This is a genomic window from Pseudomonas sp. SAS7 (assembly GCF_052112345.1).
GTDB classification, from domain to species: domain Bacteria; phylum Pseudomonadota; class Gammaproteobacteria; order Pseudomonadales; family Pseudomonadaceae; genus Aquipseudomonas; species Aquipseudomonas putida_Q.
The window spans coordinates 1-17,933 of the sequence record NZ_JBEGGO010000030.1 but is presented as its reverse complement, the minus strand read 5'-3'; the positions used below and the strand labels follow the sequence as shown (position 1 = coordinate 17,933).

At 63.3% G+C, this 17,933-nt stretch carries 13 protein-coding genes; 4 read left to right on the top strand and 9 right to left on the bottom strand.

Going from position 1 to position 17,933, the window contains the following annotated elements; all coding sequences use genetic code 11:
* Positions 1-417: 417 nt before the first annotated feature.
* Positions 418-1,563, bottom strand: coding sequence for a GGDEF domain-containing protein (locus tag ABI582_RS28280; protein ID WP_442120936.1), 1,146 nt, complete (start codon positions 1,561-1,563; stop codon positions 418-420).
* A gap of 164 nt (positions 1,564-1,727) precedes the next feature.
* Entirely contained in the window at positions 1,728-2,657 is a 930-nt protein-coding gene (locus tag ABI582_RS28275; protein WP_338744297.1) for a LysR substrate-binding domain-containing protein, read from the bottom strand.
* 101 nt (positions 2,658-2,758) lie between these two features.
* On the opposite strand from ABI582_RS28275, the gene ABI582_RS28270 reads away from it, so the two are divergent.
* The gene (locus ABI582_RS28270) at positions 2,759-3,724 is read left to right on the top strand and encodes a DMT family transporter (RefSeq protein WP_442120935.1); all 966 of its coding nucleotides are present in this window, start codon (positions 2,759-2,761) and stop codon (positions 3,722-3,724) included.
* 48 nt (positions 3,725-3,772) lie between these two features.
* Here ABI582_RS28270 and pssA read toward each other — a convergent pair whose 3' ends face one another.
* A complete protein-coding gene (gene pssA / locus ABI582_RS28265) occupies positions 3,773-5,101 on the bottom strand; it encodes a CDP-diacylglycerol--serine O-phosphatidyltransferase (protein ID WP_442120934.1) in 1,329 nt (442 codons plus the stop codon).
* Between the two features lie 180 nt (positions 5,102-5,281).
* Between pssA and ABI582_RS28260 the strand changes: the two genes are divergently transcribed.
* On the top strand, positions 5,282-6,289 hold the full coding sequence (locus ABI582_RS28260; RefSeq protein ID WP_442120933.1) for a GlxA family transcriptional regulator: 1,008 nt from the start codon (positions 5,282-5,284) through the stop codon (positions 6,287-6,289).
* 129 nt (positions 6,290-6,418) lie between these two features.
* Here the strand turns inward: ABI582_RS28260 and ABI582_RS28255 are convergent, their stop codons facing one another.
* The 3 genes from ABI582_RS28255 to katG form a co-directional block, all read right to left on the bottom strand.
* A complete protein-coding gene (locus ABI582_RS28255) occupies positions 6,419-7,753 on the bottom strand; it encodes an MFS transporter (RefSeq protein ID WP_442120932.1) in 1,335 nt (444 codons plus the stop codon).
* Between the two features lie 117 nt (positions 7,754-7,870).
* Positions 7,871-9,082, bottom strand: a complete 1,212-nt coding sequence (locus tag ABI582_RS28250; RefSeq protein ID WP_442120931.1) for a M24 family metallopeptidase — start codon at positions 9,080-9,082, stop codon at positions 7,871-7,873.
* A gap of 260 nt (positions 9,083-9,342) precedes the next feature.
* Positions 9,343-11,598: a catalase/peroxidase HPI gene (gene katG / locus ABI582_RS28245; RefSeq protein ID WP_442120930.1), complete on the bottom strand. Its 2,256-nt coding sequence runs from the start codon at positions 11,596-11,598 to the stop codon at positions 9,343-9,345.
* A gap of 368 nt (positions 11,599-11,966) precedes the next feature.
* Between katG and ABI582_RS28240 the strand changes: the two genes are divergently transcribed.
* Entirely contained in the window at positions 11,967-12,869 is a 903-nt protein-coding gene (locus tag ABI582_RS28240; protein WP_028613150.1) for a LysR family transcriptional regulator, read from the top strand.
* An 8-nt stretch (positions 12,870-12,877) separates the two neighbouring features.
* On the opposite strand, the gene ABI582_RS28235 is transcribed toward ABI582_RS28240, so the two are convergent.
* Positions 12,878-13,756, bottom strand: coding sequence for a DMT family transporter (locus ABI582_RS28235; RefSeq protein ID WP_338744306.1), 879 nt, complete (start codon positions 13,754-13,756; stop codon positions 12,878-12,880).
* Positions 13,757-14,003: 247 nt separating this feature from the next.
* Between ABI582_RS28235 and ABI582_RS28230 the strand changes: the two genes are divergently transcribed.
* Positions 14,004-14,828: an aldo/keto reductase gene (locus ABI582_RS28230; protein ID WP_442120929.1), complete on the top strand. Its 825-nt coding sequence runs from the start codon at positions 14,004-14,006 to the stop codon at positions 14,826-14,828.
* A 155-nt stretch (positions 14,829-14,983) separates the two neighbouring features.
* Here ABI582_RS28230 and ABI582_RS28225 read toward each other — a convergent pair whose 3' ends face one another.
* Complete coding sequence (locus tag ABI582_RS28225) at positions 14,984-17,080, bottom strand: putative bifunctional diguanylate cyclase/phosphodiesterase (protein WP_442120928.1); 2,097 nt, start codon at positions 17,078-17,080, stop codon at positions 14,984-14,986.
* A 162-nt stretch (positions 17,081-17,242) separates the two neighbouring features.
* Complete coding sequence (locus ABI582_RS28220; RefSeq protein ID WP_442120927.1) at positions 17,243-17,737, bottom strand: GNAT family N-acetyltransferase; 495 nt, start codon at positions 17,735-17,737, stop codon at positions 17,243-17,245.
* Between the last annotated feature and the right edge of the window lie 196 nt (positions 17,738-17,933).

Below are 17,933 nucleotides of genomic sequence, written 5' to 3'. Positions count from 1 at the left end.
TTTAGCTTTTAGCTTTTAGCTTTTAGCTTTTAGCTTTTAGCTTTTAGCTTTTAGCTTTTTTGGTGCGGGCATTCACACCGAGCAGACATTCGTTCGCGCAGGTGGCGCTGAGTCACCTTTCCGCCCTTCCGGCGGGTTACTTTGGTCTTGGCCAAAGTAACCAAAGCCGTCCGCTCCCATCATCCGGCCCCTGCGCTACGCTCCGGGGTCCCCTCGCTCCGGGCTTGCTCCCGGGAGGACCGCGCTGCAGGCCCCATCCTGGGGCCCAGCGCTTGACGGGCATGCATGCCCGTCACCTCCCTTCGCAAGCCCTGCGCTCGGCCTCCTGAAGTCGCAATCTGCGTCGCCTGAACTACCGCGCACTTAGAAGCAAAAGCAAAAGCAAAAGCAAAAGCAAAAGCAAAAGCAAAAAGCAGCCTAGTGGTTAATGTCAGCCATCGGACGCTCCACAAACCGGATACTGTCGCGCCCACTGCGTTTGGACTGGTACAAGGCCACATCCCCCTGCTCGATCAACGCCGCCAGGCTCGCCGGCGGCTGCTCGAACAGGTTCACGCCGATGCTCAAGGTAACCGCGTGCGGCGTAGGCACGGTCTTGCTGGCATACTGCTGAAATTGCTCACGCAACACCCCACCCAGCTCCATGACCCGCTCGCTACTCGCCCCGCTCAACAAGATCACGAACTCATCGCCGCCCAAACGCGCGGCCAGCGCGCGCTCGGGTAGCACCGTGCGAATCATCTCGCTCAAGGCAATCAGCAACCGGTCCCCGGCAATGTGCCCATGCAGGTCGTTCACCAGCTTGAAGTTGTCGATGTCGATCAGCAGCAACGCCCCGGGCTGCGCCGGGCTAACGTCCTTGAAGAAATGCCCCGCCCGCACCTCCAGCGCGCGCCGGTTGTACAGCGCGGTCAACGGGTCGCGGGCCGCCAGCCGGGCAATCCGCTCCTCGCGCCGATAGCGCACAGTGCCGGTCATCGACAAGGCAATCAGCATGATCGCCATCGCCCCCTCGACCAGGGAAATCTGAATGATCAGCCCGCCAAAGGTGGCCAGGTCAATCAACGTTCCCGGCGTGATCGCAATGACCGCCTTGGCCACATAGAACAGCCCGTGAATCAGCAGTACATAACGCAGCTGCACGGCCCCGACACTCAGCGACTTGCCGTGGGGCCGCAACAGCAAGCTGGCCTTCAGCGTCAATGCCGCCACCAGCAACGAGTTGACCATCAGCATCACCTTCGACCACTGCGGCCCTACGGGCAACAACAGCAAGGCGAACCAGACCACCACAATGATCAGCCAGGCCCGCGACAAGCGGTCCTGGGTGAAGCGCAGTACGCCCATCAGGAAAAACCAGTGCGCTACCACCAGCAAACCGTTGGCGAACCAGATGCCGATGAACAACAACCCGACCCCGCGCAACAAGGCCAGGATACAACCGACAGTAATAGTGGCAAAACCGGCACTCCAGAACAGCAGTGAGGTTTCGCGGACACTGCGCCACTCAATCGCCAGGTACAGGGCAGCCGCCGCTGCCAGGGCAACCGAGATGGTCAGCATCGTGGGTGGATCTAGCGCCATATACGCATTGGCCTATCTGGTTAACGAGGAAAAGGCCCGATTGTATGCGCTCGTGATGACTTTTCAGAGGGGCCTTGCACGGTTGACTGCAAATGATAGCCCAGCCCTGTCGATGAACGCCTGGTGGCAATATCATTTTGCCATCAAGAGGCCGTGTTCACTACAGAAATCGCGGTGGTCTCGCCCGCCTCAAGCCCGGAAAGAAAACTCACCAGTTGCCGCCCATGCGAGCTCAGTTGCTCCCAGTCACGGAAGCACAGGCGAAGCTCCAGGGTGGCCCAGCTTTCGGCCAGGGCCACCCTGCGCACCGGCAGCTCCTGTTCGGCGCGAAGGGCCGCTGTTTCGGGCAGCATTGCCACCCCTGCACGTTGTGCCACCAACTGGGCAATCGCCTCGAAACTCGGTGCACGCACCCGTACCTTCAGGGGCATGGCCAGCTTCATCGCCATTTCCTCGACAAAGCGCTGCATCGGCCGTTCACCCGGGAGGCAGATGAACGCAAAGCCCAAGGCGTCGACCAAGCGTAGCTGCTCGCGCCCGGCCAGCGGATGACCGGCAGGCACCAGCATCACCAGGCGCTCGGTGCGAAACGGCAGCGATACCACGCCCTCACTGTTCAGGATGCCGTCATACACACCGATCTCGCACTCGTTGGCCACCACTACCCGCAGCACATCCACGCTCTTGTGCTCGACCAGTTGCAGGTCGACCTCCGGGTAGTCCGCCAGGAACGGCCCCAACACGGCGGGCAGCAATGTGCTGTTGGTCACGGTGGAAGCCGCCAGGCGCAAGGTGATGCGGTGCTCACCAGACAGCTCTTTCAAGGTGCCCTGCAGCTTTTGCGCCTCAGCGAGGACGGTCCGCGCGCCCTCGAGCACCAACCGCCCGGATGGCGTCAGCTGCATGCCACCGGCATTACGGATGAACAGCGCCAGCCCGCAGCGCTCTTCCAGCAGGCGCAGGCGATTACTGGCCGCCGATACGGCCACCGGAAAGGTGGCAGCCGCCTTGCTCAGGCTGCCTGTGGCAGCGATGGCCAGCAGCAGGCGCAGGTCAGTTAGGTCGAATGGCATGGCTTCTCCAAAAGCGAACACCCTGTTCGATTAAAAGCGATTCTAGCTTAGCCGCCTTCTGTTCAGAATAAGCCCTGACATTCTTCTGCCTCGGGTACTCCATGAACGCATTACGCAGCCTGATCCAACGCCAGATGCAGAGCGGCGCCTTGTACGCCGTGCTGGCCGCCCTGGGCTTCAGCTTCAAGGCGATTTTCGTCAAGCTCGCATACGCTGCCGGGCCGGTGGACGCCATCAGCCTGCTGGCGATGCGCATGGGGCTGGCGCTGCCGTTGTTCGCCTGGCTGGTATGGGCCAGCCGTAGCCAAGGCAGCGCCCCGCTCAAACTGGGCGACGGTTTGCGTGTGTGCTTGCTCGGGCTGCTGGGTTATTACCTGGCCAGCCTGTTCGACTTTTATGGTTTGCAGTACATCAGCGCCGGGCTCGAGCGGCTGATCCTGTTCACCTACCCGACGCTGGTGCTGGTGTTCCAGGCCATCGCCCTGCGTGAACGGCCAAGCCTGCGCACCTTGTCGGCCATGGGCCTGTGCTACCTGGGGCTGGGCATCGCCTTCGTCCACGACGTCAGTGTCGCCGGGGTTGGCCAACGGGTGGTGCTGGGCTCGCTGTGGGTGTTCGCCAGTGCGGTGACCTACGCGCTGTATTACTCCGGCACCGGGATGATGCTCAAGCGCATGGGCTCGATGCGCCTGGCCGGGCTATGCGGCACGGCGTCCTCGCTGATGGTGCTGGCGCATTACCTGCTGGTGGCACCGGTCGGGCAGCTGTGGCAGTTGCCGGGCGCGGTGTGGGCCAATGCCGGGTTGATGGCGGTGTTCTCCACGGTATTGCCGATCTACTGGGTGGCGCTGGCAATCCAGCGGCTCGGCCCGACTCACACTGCGGCGGTGGGCAACCTGGGGCCGGTGCTGACGGTGTTGGCATCATGGGCACTTTTGAGTGAAGAGATTTCGCTCTACCAGGTCATCGGGCTGGCGGTGGTGCTGTTTGCCGTGTCGCGGCTCAAGCCGCAAAGCAAGAAGAAAGCCGAGATAGCCACAGCGCCCGAACCGGCACGGTCTCTGTAGGAGCGGCGTTGCCGGGGCGCTCCTACAAAAAGCGCACCCGGCAAATCATCAGAGCACCCGCTTGATCAAAGGCTCCAACCGGCTAAAACGCAACCGCCGCAGAAACTTGCGGACTTCCTTGGGGTGTTCGGCCTTCACCCCCAACGCCTCTGCCGAGGCAATCTTCGGCGCATGCCGGCGTAGCTCGGTCAGCTCCGCTTCCCGTGGTTCCAGCCATTGCCCTTGCGGGTCATCGATCAGCAGGCCGTTTTCCAGGTCCAGGTTGAACCCGCGCGGGTTCAGGTTGTTCCCGGTCAGCAGCGAATAGCGTTGGTCGACCCACACGCCCTTGGCATGGAAGGTATGCCCGGGATCGTTCCAGATCCGCACTTGTAGCTGGCCGCTGGCAATCGCCGCATGGCGGCGTCGGGCAAAAGCACGCAGGTTGTCTTCGTACAGATAAGGCAAGGCGCCACTGGCACTGAACGGCTCACCCGGGGCGATGTAGAAGTCGTTGGCCGTGCGGTCACCGACGATCAGCTCAACGTGCACCCCCCGCTCCAGCGCATGGTCAAGCTCGCGCATAACCATCCGCGGCGGGTTGAAATACGGCGTACTGATGATGAGTTGCGTGCGCGCCGCCGCCAACAGGGCGCACATTGCCCGGTTCAACGGGTTGCCACGGCCCACGCCCAGCAGCGGAATCACCCGCAACCCCTGCCCTGCCACGCTGGCTGGTGCCTCGTAGGCCATGCGCCGCAAGCGCGCACGCAAGCGCCGGATGTCGCCGCGCAGGTTACGGGTGGCGGGTGGTGCAGGCAAGTCGAGGCGCGGGGTGGCGGTGTGGTGCAGCAGGCGCCGCACCAGGTCGACCATGGCGTCGGCCAGCCCCGGCGACTGGAACAGGTGGTAGCGGTCCAGGCGATAACGGTCAAAGCGGTGCAGGTAGACGTTGTTCAGGCTGGCGCCGGTGTAGATCACGCAGTCGTCGATGATGCTGCCCTTGAGGTGCAACACGCCGAACAGCTCGCGGGTTTGCACCGGCACCCCGTGAATGACGATATCCAGCCCGCGCAACTGGCGCTGGGCCTGATACCAGGCGGCGTTACCCGGCTGGCGCCCGCCCCCCAACAGACCACGGCGGGCACGAAACCAGTCGACCACGATGGTGATTTCCAGGCCTGGCCGCTCGGCCTTGGCCTGGTACAAGGCATCCAGCACTTCCTGGCCGGCCTCGTCTTCCTGCAGGTACAGCGCGACGATGACGATGCGCCGTGTTGCGGCGCGGATGCGTTCGAGCAGGCAGGCGCGGTATGCCTTGGCATTGGGCAGCACCTGGATCGACTCGGGCGATATGGCGTAGCCTGGCAATGCCGCCAGCATGGATTCGGGGTTCACGAACGTTCACCTTCTCTGTGCAATCACTGTCGGCCCTGCCAGCCGGCGGGGCCATTCCTGGCCGGTGCGCCGGGGGTGTAAGATCGACCCGGCAACGACCTATAACAACAAGAACCACGCGAGGCTGTATTTCTCTCTGCCCCTGACGAACTCTGCCTCAGCTTGCACAGGAACAGCGCAATGGTCCACCCCGCTTCTACAAACCTGTCGCCGTCTATTGTAAAGAGTTGTTCCGTAAAGACCTTCGGCTTTCTGATTTTGCCCAACTTCACCACCATCGGCCTGGCGTCGGCGGTGGAAACACTGCGCATGGCCAACCTGGCCGCGCGCACGCCACTGTTTCGCAGCGTGCTGATTGCCGCGGCCGATGCACCCGTGGTCGCCAGTAACGGCATGCGCGTACTGCCCGACTACAGCATCGCCAACGCCCCAGAGCTGGATGCGCTGCTGGTGGTCGGCGCCAACCCGATCGACCGTGGCCGTAGCAGCCGCCCGCTGATCGACTGGTTGCGCAAGCTGGCCCGCCAGCACCTGCCCTTGGGCGGTATTTGCACCGGTAGCTACCTGCTAGCCAAGGCCGAACTGCTCAAAGGCTACCGCTGCACCATTCATTGGGAAGACCTGCCAACCCTGCAGGCGCACTTCCCCGGCATTGTCATTTCCAGCCAGCTGTTCGAACTGGACCGCGACCGTTATACCTGCTCGGGCGGTGTGGCAGCCATGGACATGATGCTGCAACTGGTGGCCCGCGAACCCGGCGGCCAGGGCATTGCGGCCAAGGCGGCCGAGCTGTTGCTGTGCGACCGGGTACGGGGCGAGCGCGATCGCCAGCGGGTACCGCTGCGCACCCTGCTTGGCAGCGCCCAACCCAAGCTGAGCCAGGTGGTGGCAATCATGGAGGCCAATCTGGAAGAACCACTGGGGCTGGAAGAACTGGCCAGCCTCAACGAGGTGACCGTGCGCCAACTGGAGCGGCTGTTCCACAAGTACCTGCAGCGCACGCCCAGCCAGTATTACCTGGAGCTGCGGCTGTCGCGGGCGCGGGAGTTGCTGCTGCGCAGCGATGTGCAGGTGCGCGAGGTGGCGCTGGCCTGCGGGTTCAGTTCGCCGGCGCATTTTTCCAAGAGTTACAGCCGGTTCTTTGGCTTGTCGCCGCTGGGGGAACGGCGGCAGGCCTCTCTGCACTGATCCAGATATTGCCATAGTATTGCCGGCCTCTTCGCGGGTAAACCCGCTCCCACAGGGATCGCACAATGCTCAGGCCTGTGAGGCCCCTGTGGGAGCGGGTTCACCCGCGAAGGGGCCAGTGCAGGCTTTTCAATCTTCCAGGGCCGAGTGCGCCGTTTCTCGGCACATCAGCATGGCCACCAGTGCCACCAGTGCTGCCGCCAGCAAATACCCCGCCGGCGCCAGCTTGCTGCCAGTCACCTGAATCAGCCAGGTGGCAATGAACGGTGCAGTCCCGCCAAACAGGGCATTGGCCACATTGAAGCTCAGGGCAAACCCACTGAAGCGCACCCGGGTCGGGAAAATCTCGGCCAGCAGGCACGGCAAGGTTCCGTCGTTCATTGCCAGTATCGCCCCAAAGCAAATCTGGATCGCCAGGATGACCAGCAGCGGCTGCCCGTCAAGCAGGCGGAACAACGGTACGGTCAGCCCCAGGAACAACAGCGAAGCCACCACCAGCATGGTCTTGCGGCCAAACCGGTCGGACAGCCGCCCCATCAGGAAGATCAAGCCAATATAGGTAGCCAGCGATACTGTCGAGGCAATGAACGAATCCCGCTCGCTCATGCCCATTTCATTGGACAGGTAGGTCGGCATGTAGCTGAGCAGCAGGTAGAACGCCACCGCGTTCAGACAGGTAACGCCAATGCCGATGGCCAGGCTGCGCCGGTGTTGGCCCATCAGTTCGCGCAACGGCGTCGGGGCCATGCCGGCCTTGTGTTCCAGGCGCTGCTCCATCTCCAGAAACTTGGGCGTGTCCTGCAGGCTCATGCGGATATAGCGCCCCACCAGGCCGAACGGCGCCGCCAGCAGGAACGGCAGGCGCCAGCCCCATTCATGCAGGGCTTCGCTGCTGAGCAGTTCGTGCAACACCGCCACAAACGCCGCACCAAACAGCAACCCCGCTGCCGTGCTGGCCGGCACGATGCTGGTGTACAGGCCACGACGGCCGGGCGGCGCGTATTCGGCCAGGAACGCCGCAGCACCGGCGTACTCGCCCGAGGCAGAAAAACCCTGCACCAGGCGGATCAGCAACAGCAGCGCCGGCGCCCACAAACCGATTTGCGCATACCCAGGCAACAGGCCGATGCAGAAGGTGGCTACCGACATGATCAGGATCGACCACGACAGTGCGTTGCGCCGGCCATGGCGGTCGCCAAAGTGCCCCCAGACGATGCCGCCTAGCGGGCGTACCAGGAACGACAGGGCAAACACGGCGAAGGTTGCCAGCAAGCCAGTGGTCTTGTCGGTTTGCGGGAAGAAGGTGGCGGCGATGATGGTGGCCAGGTAGCCGTAGGCGGCATAGTCGAACCACTCGACGAAGTTACCCATGAAACTGGCCCAGGCGGCCTTGCGCAGGGCCTGGCGTTCGGCGTTGTGTGCGGGACCGGCGACGGCGGATGAGTCAAGTGTGGTGCTGGACATGACGGGTACCCTCTGATTCTTTTAATTGGAGGCAGGGTCTGGTGGTCATACAGTGATTTTTTTATTGTCCAGGCTGGCCTCTTCGCGGGTGAACCCGCGAAGAGGCGGCGCCGATGCTTATTTGCAAATGATGTTGTGCTCCGGCCCATACGGGAACTTGGTAATGTTCTCGGCACCGTTGTCGTTGACGATCAGAATGTCATGCTCGCGATACCCGCCCGCCCCCGGCCGCCCTTCGGGCAGCATGATCATCGGTTCGATCGACACCACCATGCCAGGCTCCAGCACCGTGTCGATGTCTTCGCGCAGCTCCAGCCCCGCTTCGCGGCCGTAGTAGTGGCTCAAGGTGCCGAACGAATGCCCATAACCGAAGGTGCGGTACTGCAGCAGGTCGTGGCGCAGGAAGATTTCGTTCAGTTCACGGGCGATGTCGCTGCAGCGCATGCCCGGGCGTACCAGTTTCAACCCGGCCTCGTGCACTTCAACGTTGGCCTGCCACAGGCGCAGGTACTCATCCGGGCAGTGGTCGAGGAACAGCGTGCGCTCCAGCGCGGTGTAGTAGCCGGCGATCATCGGGAAGCAGTTGAGGCTGAGGATTTCACCCTTGCCCACGCGGCGGCTGGTTACCGGGTTATGCGCGCCATCGGTGTTGAGCCCGGACTGGAACCAGGTCCAGGTGTCCATCAGCTCCGCATCGGGGAAGCGCCTGGCAATTTCGCGGACCATCGCCTGGGTGGCATGCAGCGCCACCTCATACTCAGGCACCTGTTCGCGCAGCGCCTCTACCACCGCCGCACCGCCGATGTCGGCCACCTGCGCACCGTGGCGGATCAGCGCCTGTTCCTCGGCCGATTTGATCATGCGCATGCGCATGCAAGGCGCGCCAATGTCCAGCAACTCGGCTTTGGGGTAGCAGGCGGCCAACTTGGCATGGTTCTGCAGGTTGAGGTGATCGTGTTCGACGCCGATGCGCGAGGCCAGCGGCAGCGCCTGCTGGATGGCAACGAAGTAGTTGTCGCGTTGCCAGTCGGTGTAGACGATGTTGTCAGTGCCGACCGTACGCCGCCAGGGCTGCCCGCCATCGATGTTGGCGCTGATCGAGACAACCTTGTCCTGGGTGATCACCAGCGCATACGGGCGGCCGAACGAGCAGTACAGGAAGTCGCTGTAGTAGTTGACGTTGTGGTACGAAGTGAAGATCGCCGCCTCGATGTCCTGCTCGGCCATGTAGGCCCGCAGCCGGGCGTGGCGGGCTGCATATTCCTGCACCGAAAAGGTCGGCTGCACCTTGTCGCCATTGCGGATTTTCAGGGTCTTGGGCATTTGCATGGTCGGGGTTCCTTGTCGTTGTGAGCACGCTGTTCAGGCCGGCCGCCTGAGAAGCATTGCAACAGAACCGACGAGGACGCTTTTGTATCTATCCGACCTGGAATTGGCGGGATCACCCGTGCCCCTGGGGCTGCTTTGCAGCCCTATCGCGACACAAGGCCGCTCCTACAGGTACGGCGCTAGCCAGGAAGACTACGCAGGACCTGTAGGAGCGGCCTTGTGTCGCGAAAGGGGCGCGAAGCGCCCCCAGCCAGGCAACGCTATTTCAAATCAAAACGATCCAGCTCCATGACCTTCTGCCAGGCTGCGACAAAGTCCCGCACAAACTTGTCACCCCCATCACTGCTGCCATACACCTCGCTCAACGCCCGCAACTGGGCATGCGAACCGAACACCAGGTCAACCCGGCTACCACTCCACTTCACCTGCCCGGTCTTGCGGTCGCGGCCTTCGAAGGCTTCGTTGTCCGCCGAGGTCGGCTTCCATTCCACGCCCATATCCAGCAGGTTGCGGAAGAAGTCGTTGCTCAGGGTGCCGGGCTTGTCGGTGAACACGCCCTGCTTGCTGCCGCCATGGTTGGCGCCCAGCACGCGCAGGCCGCCAATCAGCACGGTCAGCTCCGGCGCCGTCAGCGTCAGCAACTGGGCCTTGTCCAGCAGCAGCTTCTCAGCCTTGACGCTATAGCGGGCCTTGGTGAAGTTGCGGAAGCCATCGGCCAACGGCTCCAGCACGGCAAACGACTCGACATCGGTCTGCGCCTGAGACGCATCGACGCGGCCCGGGCGGAACCCCACGCTGCCCGTGTAACCGGCATCCTTGGCGGCTTTCTCAACAGCTGCGGTACCGGCCAGCACGATCAGGTCGGCCAGAGAAACCTTCTTGCCGCCGTTGTTGAACTCGCCCTGGATCTTTTCCAGCGCCGCCAGCACCTTATCTACGCCCTGGTTTGCAGCCCAGTCCTTCTGCGGTGCCAGGCGCACGCGGGCGCCATTGGCCCCACCGCGCTTGTCGGAGCCACGGAAGGTCGACGCGGATGCCCACGCGGTGGAGACCAGCTCACCCACGCTCAAGCCCGAAGCCAGGATCTTGGTTTTGAGATCTGCGATGTCTTGCTCGCTGATCGTGCCTGGATCTGCCTTGGGCAACGGGTCCTGCCACAGCAACTCTTCATTGGGCATTTCCGGGCCCAGGTAGCGCGCCAGCGGGCCCATGTCGCGGTGGATGAGTTTGTACCAGGCACGGGCGAAGGCATCCGCCAGCTGGTCAGGGTTGTCCTTGAAGCGACGGGCGATCGGCTCGTAGATCGGGTCGAAGCGCAGCGCCAGGTCGGAGGTAAGCATCGACGGTGCGTGTTTTTTACCCGGATCGTGGGCATCTGGCACCGTGCCTGCGCCTTTGCCCTCTTTCGGCCGCCACTGGTGCGCACCGGCCGGGCTTTTGGTCAGCTCCCACTCAAAGTTGAACAGGTTGTTCAGGTACTCGTTGCTCCACTTGGTCGGGGTAGAAGTCCAGGTCACTTCCAAGCCGCTGGTGATGGTATCCCCGCCTTTGCCGGTACCAAACTTGTTGGGCCAGCCCAGGCCCTGCAACTCCAGCCCTGCTGCTTCCGGCTCGGGGCCGACGTTGTCGGCGGGGCCGGCGCCGTGGGTCTTGCCGAAAGCGTGGCCGCCGGCGATCAGCGCCACGGTTTCTTCATCGTTCATGGCCATGCGGCCAAAGGTTTCACGGATGTCCCTGCCCGACGCTACCGGGTCTGGGTTGCCTTCCGGGCCTTCCGGGTTCACGTAGATCAGGCCCATCTGCACCGCGGCCAGCGGGTTTTCCAGGTTACGCTCGGCCGACAGGTCGCGATTCTGTTCTTCGCCATGCTTGGCCGGCTCGGCCACCAGGTCACCCTGGCCTGGCGGCTGGGCCTTGACCTGTTCCTTGCCGTAGCGGGTATCGCCGCCCAGCCAGACCTTTTCCGAGCCCCAATACACATCTTCGTCCGGCTCCCATACATCGGCGCGCCCGCCAGAGAAACCGAAGGTCTTGAAGCCCATGGATTCGAGGGCAACGTTACCCGTGAGCACGATCAGGTCGGCCCAGGAAATCTTGTTGCCGTATTTCTGCTTGATCGGCCACAGCAGCCGCCGGGCCTTGTCCAGGCTGACGTTGTCTGGCCAGCTGTTCAGAGGGGCGAAACGTTGCTGGCCAGAGCCCGCGCCACCGCGGCCATCGCCGATGCGGTAGGTGCCCGCGCTATGCCAGGCCATGCGGATGAACAGCGGACCGTAGTGGCCGAAGTCGGCGGGCCACCAGTCCTGCGAGTCGGTCATCAAGGCGGTCAGGTCTTGCTTCAGGGCCTGGAAGTCGAGGCTCTTGAACGCCTTGGCATAATCGAAGTCCGGATCGGGGCTGGATTTCGACGAATGCTGGTGAAGAATACGAAGGTTGAGCTGGTCAGGCCACCAGTCACGGTTGGTGGTGCCGCCACCTGCGGTTTGATGGAACGGGCATTTCGATTCGTTCGACATCTGCGGGTACCTTTGGGTCGGTTATCCAGATTTCCGGTCTATGCCAGGTGTTCTTTCAGCCGAGCGTGTGGGGCTCGTGCTACCCCTCATCAGGTCTACACGGGGCCACGGGAAAGACTAGACGAGCTTGGGCAGAGTTCTAATAGAGTGGCTGTTAGGGGGTGATAGGCTGGCTCTGTCAGGTTTGCTTGTGCTGGCCTCTTCGCGGGTGAACCCGCTCCCACAGGTAGGGCACAGGATTCAAAACTGGTGCAATACCTGTGGGAGCGGGTTCACCCGCGAAGAGGCCGGCACATTCATACAAGGCAAGCAGGCCAGCGGCGTGCTTCAATACACCGCCAAGCCCTCTATTCCGGAACCTGAGCCCAATGAACCGCAACGACCTGCGCCGCGTCGACATGAACCTGCTGGTGCTGTTCGAAGCCTTGATGATCGAACGCAACCTGACCCGCGTCGGTGAAAAGCTGTTCATCACCCAGTCCACCGTCAGCGCCGCCCTCGCCCGCCTGCGCGAGCTGTTCGATGACCCGTTGCTGATCCGCAGCGGCCGGGCCATGGAACCCACGCCAAGGGCCCTGCAGATTTTTGCCGAACTGGCGCCAGCGATGGACGTGATTTCCGCCGCCATCAGCCGCGCCCGCGAATTCGACCCGGCCAGCAGCTGCAATGTGTTCCGCCTGGGCCTGTCGGACGATGCCGAGTTCGGCCTGTTCCCGGCCTTGCTGCAGGCCCTGCGCGAAGAGGCCCCGGATATCAGTGTGGTGGTGCGCCGGGCCAACTTCCTGCTGATGCCAGGCCTGCTGGCCAGCGGCGAAATCTCGGTAGGTGTGAGCTACACCACCGACCTGCCCGCCACGGCCAAACGCCGCAAGCTGCGCGACATCGGCGTGCGCGTGCTGCGCGCCGACGACCGACCCGGCCCGCTGACCCTCGACGAATACTGCGCGCGCCCGCATGTGATGGTGTCGTTCTCCGGCGACATGAGCGGCAACATCGACCTGGACCTGGCGCGCATCGGCCGTTGCCGCAAGGTGGTGCTGGCAGTGCCGCAGTTCGGCAGCCTGCGCGCCCTGCTGCGCAACACCGAGCTGATCGCCACAGTACCCGACTACGCCGCCTGCGCCCTGGCCGACGACGGCAGCCTGCGCGCCGACCCGGCGCCGTTCGACATCACCGAGGCCGAACTGTCGATGGTCTGGAGCGGCGCCCAGGACAACGACCCGGCCGAGCGCTGGCTACGCGAACGCATCCTGCAGTTCATGGCCCGGTAGGTAATCACTCACTTCTTGCGCTGCATCCATGCCGCGCCCAGCCCACTGAGGCAGATCACCGAAATTCCCACCAGGCTCAGGGTATCCGGCACCTGGCTATAGAACAGAAGCCCAAGCAACCCGGCAAACACGATCTGGCAGTAGCTGAACGGTGCCAGCAACGCCGGTGCCGCATGGCGGAAGGCCTGGGTCAGCAGCAGGTGCGCCGTCATGCCAAAGCCCCCCAGGGCCAGCATCAGCAGGGCATGGTCCCAACGCGGCACCTCCCAGAAGAACGGCACCAGTGCACTCATTGCCAGGGTGTTGCACAGCCCTGCATAGAAATTGCTGGTGGTCGGGCTGTCATGCGCAGCCAGAATGCGCGTCAGCAACTGATAGAAGCAGAAGCCCAACGCCGAACCGAACGGATACAGAATGGCCGGGGTAAACATCGCCCCACCCGGGTGCACTACCACCAGCACGCCGATGAAACCCAGCACTACGGCCACCCACTGCCCCACCGTCACCCGCTCTTTGAGCAGCGGAGCAGACAGCGCGGTGACCAGCACCGGGGCAAGGAAGTTGACCGCAGTCGCCTCAGCCAGCGGCAGATACTGAAGGCCGCTGGTGAACAGCAGGCTGGTGCTCAACAGGCTCAAGGCCCGCAAGGTCTGCAATACCGGCCGACGGGTGCGCAATACATTGAGCCCAGACTTGGGCAGGAAAATGCCGGCCATCAGCAGCGTATGCACGACATAACGCGCCCACACCACCATCACGATCGGGTAAATGCCGCCGAGGAATTTGGACAGGGCATCGTGGCTGGCAAACAGGAACGTCGCCCCCACCACCAGCGCGATACCGCGCAAGGGTTGGTTGACGCCGGACAGCGGTGTGCTGGAACTCATGGCTCTCTCGATGACGGCGCGGCGACGTGCCACGCCCAGGGAAGGCCGCACAGGCGTGGCCTGGCGGATGCGACTGCTCGAATTCTAGAAGAGATGCCGCAGCATAAGGAAGTTCATTTGCCGCTTGTCCACGCCGGCTGCAATTACTGTTCGCTGATCGACCACTTTGTGCCTTGAACGCATGGCCCGGGCCTCGCTGATCATCGACCATCGAGTACGAACCCTGCACACCCTACAAGGAATTTACATGCAAAGGCTCACCACCCGTAACGGTCTGGACCTGCCAGCAATCGGCCTGGGCACCTGGCCGATGACCGGCACCGAATGCACCCAGGCGGTGCACCAAGCGCTTGACGTCGGTTACCGGCACATCGACACCGCAACTGCCTACGAAAACGAAGCGGCTGTTGGCCAGGCCCTGCGCGACAGCGACGTACCACGCGAGCAGATTCACCTCACCACCAAGGTGTGGTGGGACCGTCTGGAGCCCAAGGCCATGCGCCAGTCGCTGGAAGACAGCCTGCGCGCCCTGGGCACCGAGCAGGTCGACCTGTTCCACATTCACTGGCCCGGCAAGGATTGGGACCTGGCACGCAGCATCGACACCCTGGTAGCGCTGCGTGACGAGGGCAAGACGCGCCACATCGGCGTGGCCAACTTCCCGCTGGGGCTGCTGCGCCAGGTGGTCGAAACCCTGGGTGCGCCGTTGTCGGCGATTCAGGTGGAATACCACGTGCTGCTCGGGCAGCAACCGCTGCTCGACTACGCCCGCCACCATGACCTGTTGCTCACCGCCTACACCCCGCTGGCCCGCGGCCAGGCGGCGGCGCAGCCGGTGATCCAGGCGATTGCCCGCAAGCACGGCGTGCTGCCCAGCCAGGTGGCACTGAAGTGGTTGCTGGACCAGGACGGTGTGGCGGCGATCCCAAAGGCCAGTAGCCGCGAGAACCAGCTGGCCAACCTGGCAGCGTTGAACGTGCAACTGGACGACGAAGACCGCGCGGCGATTGCCGGGCTGCCGAAGGACCAGCGGGTGGTGAGCCCACCGTTTGCACCGGACTGGAGTAGCTAATCCCGATTACTGTCACGGCCCCCTGTAGGAGCGGCCTTGTGTCGCGATGGGCCGCGAAGCGGCCCCGGCAACATCTGCGGCGAAGCTGAAAATAGGGGGCCGCTGCGCGCCCCATCGCGACACAAGGCCGCTCCTACACGGGACCGCACACGGGTTTAGGCCGGTGTTATCACCTGCTTCAACCGCTCACTCGCCGGTGCCGGCCGCCCGTACAGGTAGCCCTGGAAATGCGAGCACCCTTCCGCCGCCAGCCGGCGCATCTGCTCTTCCGACTCCACCCCCTCGGCCGTGGTCTTGATCATCAGGCTGTTGGACAGGTCGGTAATGGCGCGGATGATCGACATCGCCTCACGGCTTTCGCACATGTCATGCACGAACGACTTGTCGATCTTGATCCGGTCGAACGGGAACGACCGCAGGTAGCCGAGCGATGAATACCCGGTGCCGAAATCGTCCAGCGAAATGGACACGCCCAGGTCTTTCAACGCGCGCAAGGTGCGCACGTTTTCTTCGCTGTTACCCAGCAGCACCGATTCGGTGATTTCCAGTTCCAGGCGCTGCGCCGGCAGGCCCGAGTCGGCCAGGGCCAAGGCCACAACCTGAACCAGGTTGGCATTCTTGAACTGCACCGGCGACAGGTTCACCGACACCGTCTGCTCGCTGTCCCAGCTCGCCGCCTCCTGGCAGGCCAGGTTCAAGGCCCGGGTGCCCAGCTCATGAATCAACCCGGTTTCCTCGGCAATGGGGATGAAGTCCATGGGCATCACCATGCCACGGCTCGGGTGCTCCCAGCGCAGCAACGCCTCGTAGCCGGTGATGCAATGGGTCTGCTGGTCGACCACCGGCTGGTAGTGCAGTTGCAACTGCCCCAGGTGCAGCGCGGTGCGCAGGTCGGTTTCCACCAGGCGGCGCTGGCGGGCTGCAACGTCCAGCTCCACCTCGAAGCACTCGTAGCGGTTTCGCCCGTTGCGCTTGGCCTCGTACAGCGCCATGTCGGCATAGCCGAGCAACTGCTCGGCCTGGTCATTGTCATCGGGGGCAATGGCAACGCCGATGCTCACCCCCACCGTGAACTGGTGGCCTTCGATCTGGAACGGCGGGCAAATGGCATTGATCAGGCGCTGCGCGGTGTTGCACGCGGCATCGCGGCCATCCAACCCGGTCAGTACCACAGCAAACTCGTCACCGCCCAGGCGGGCCAGGGTGTCGTGCTCGCGAAGCTCACGGCGCAGGCGCTTGCCCAGCTCGCGCAGCAGCTTGTCGCCGAAGGCATGGCCCAGGGAATCGTTGATGTTCTTGAAGTTGTCCAGGTCCAGGCACAGCGCGGCGGTCAGCTTGGCGTTCTCGCTGCCACGCACCAGCGCCTGGCGCAGGCGTTCGTTGAACAGCGTGCGGTTGGGCAGCCCGGTGAGCGCGTCATGGTGCGCCATGTGGTGGATCTGCGCGTGGGCGGCCAGTTCCTCGGTGGCATCCTCGGCAACAAACAGCACGTAATCAGCCTGGCCTTCGCGGTTCTGGCTGAGCAGGGTACGGCTGCGCAGGGTACGCGGGCCACGGGCGGTGTCGACGCGGGTCTCGGCAGCATGGCCCTTGGTGCTGCGGGCACCACGGGCCAGTTGCTGCTCAAGGTATTCGGCAGCCGCCGGGCTCAGGCACTCGCCAGGCAGTTGGCCGATCATGCTGCGCTCTGGCCCGCCGAACAGGCGCTCAGCCTGCTGGTTGGCCAGCAGGATACGCTGGCTCTCCAGGTCCTGAACGATGACGCTGGCGGGGATATTGGCAATTACCGAATCCAGGAACTGCGACAGCTTGGCCATTTCCTGGCTGTACTGCTCGGCCAGTTCCTTGGCCTGCAGCAGCTCCAGCTCCTGACGGCGGCGTTCGGAAATGTCGCGGGTAACCTTGGCAAAACCCACCAGTTGGCCGACATCGTCGTATACCGCGTCGATCACCACATGGGCGTGGAAGGCCGAGCCATCCTTGCGCAGGCGCGAACCGATCTCTTCAAAGCGCCCGGTGCTGCGCGCCTGCTCCAGGTTATGCGCGGGCAACCCGGCGGCGCGCTCGGCATCGGTGTAGAACAGCGAGTAATGCTGGCCGACGATTTCCTCGGCGTGGTACCCCTTGGCACGCTGAGCGCCGGGGTTCCAGTTGGCGACGACTCCTTCGGGGGTGAGCATGTAGATGGCATAGTCCACCACACTCTGAATCAATAGCCGGTACATGATGTCGGGGCTTGCGACTAACGACATGAACTTTACCTGAACCTTCGAAGCGCATGAAAAGGGACCCCGGCAAGAGGTGGCCGGGTTTTTGAAAGCGTTGATGGCATTATGCCGCTCATGACGATTTTGTGAAGTGGCTCACAAAAATGTCGCTATTTCTCTTCAAGGACGAACGAAGGCTGGCAACCCTCAATGGCGGGCGCCGCTCACCAGGAAACTGAGCAGGTCCGGTTCATCAGCCAGGGCAATGGCCTGCGCCGGGCGCGACAGGTTCGCCAGTACGGCCCTGCAGAACGCCACGGCCGGGGCATCTTGTGCGTAGCATCGCAGCAACCAGTCGCCCTCGCCGCCCAGCAGCTGCAACGCCACGGCCTGGCCGATGCCCTGGCGGCGGTACTTTTTCAGGATAAACAGGTCAGCCAGTTCCAGCGCGTCGATGCCCGGCAATTCGCTGCGTTCCACCAGTACGAAGCCGGCGATGAAGCCGTCCGCCAGCACCAGGTAGGCGCCCCAGCCGTCGTCCTGCCAGTAGCGGTGCAGGTGCTCGTCGTGGATATAGAAGCGGCCGTCCACTTCGACGTCCTCCTGCTCCCAGTCGGAGGACTCGTAAGAATAGAACTGGTAGAGGTTGCGGATAAGAGGGGCCTGGTCAGCAGTGGTTGGCAGCAACGCGATGGGCAGCATGGGCGGGGCTCGGGCAAAAGGTCGATTCTAGATCACCGGGCCCAACAGCAAAAAGCCCAGGCCCTCCCCGCACGGAAAGGCCCAGGCAAAAAACACAGTGAAAGACGGTCAGAATGCCGGGGGCGCTACGCGCCCCTTTCCGACCGGTCCGGCGCCCCGGCAAGGCCGCTCCCACAGGGATTGCACGATGGCACTG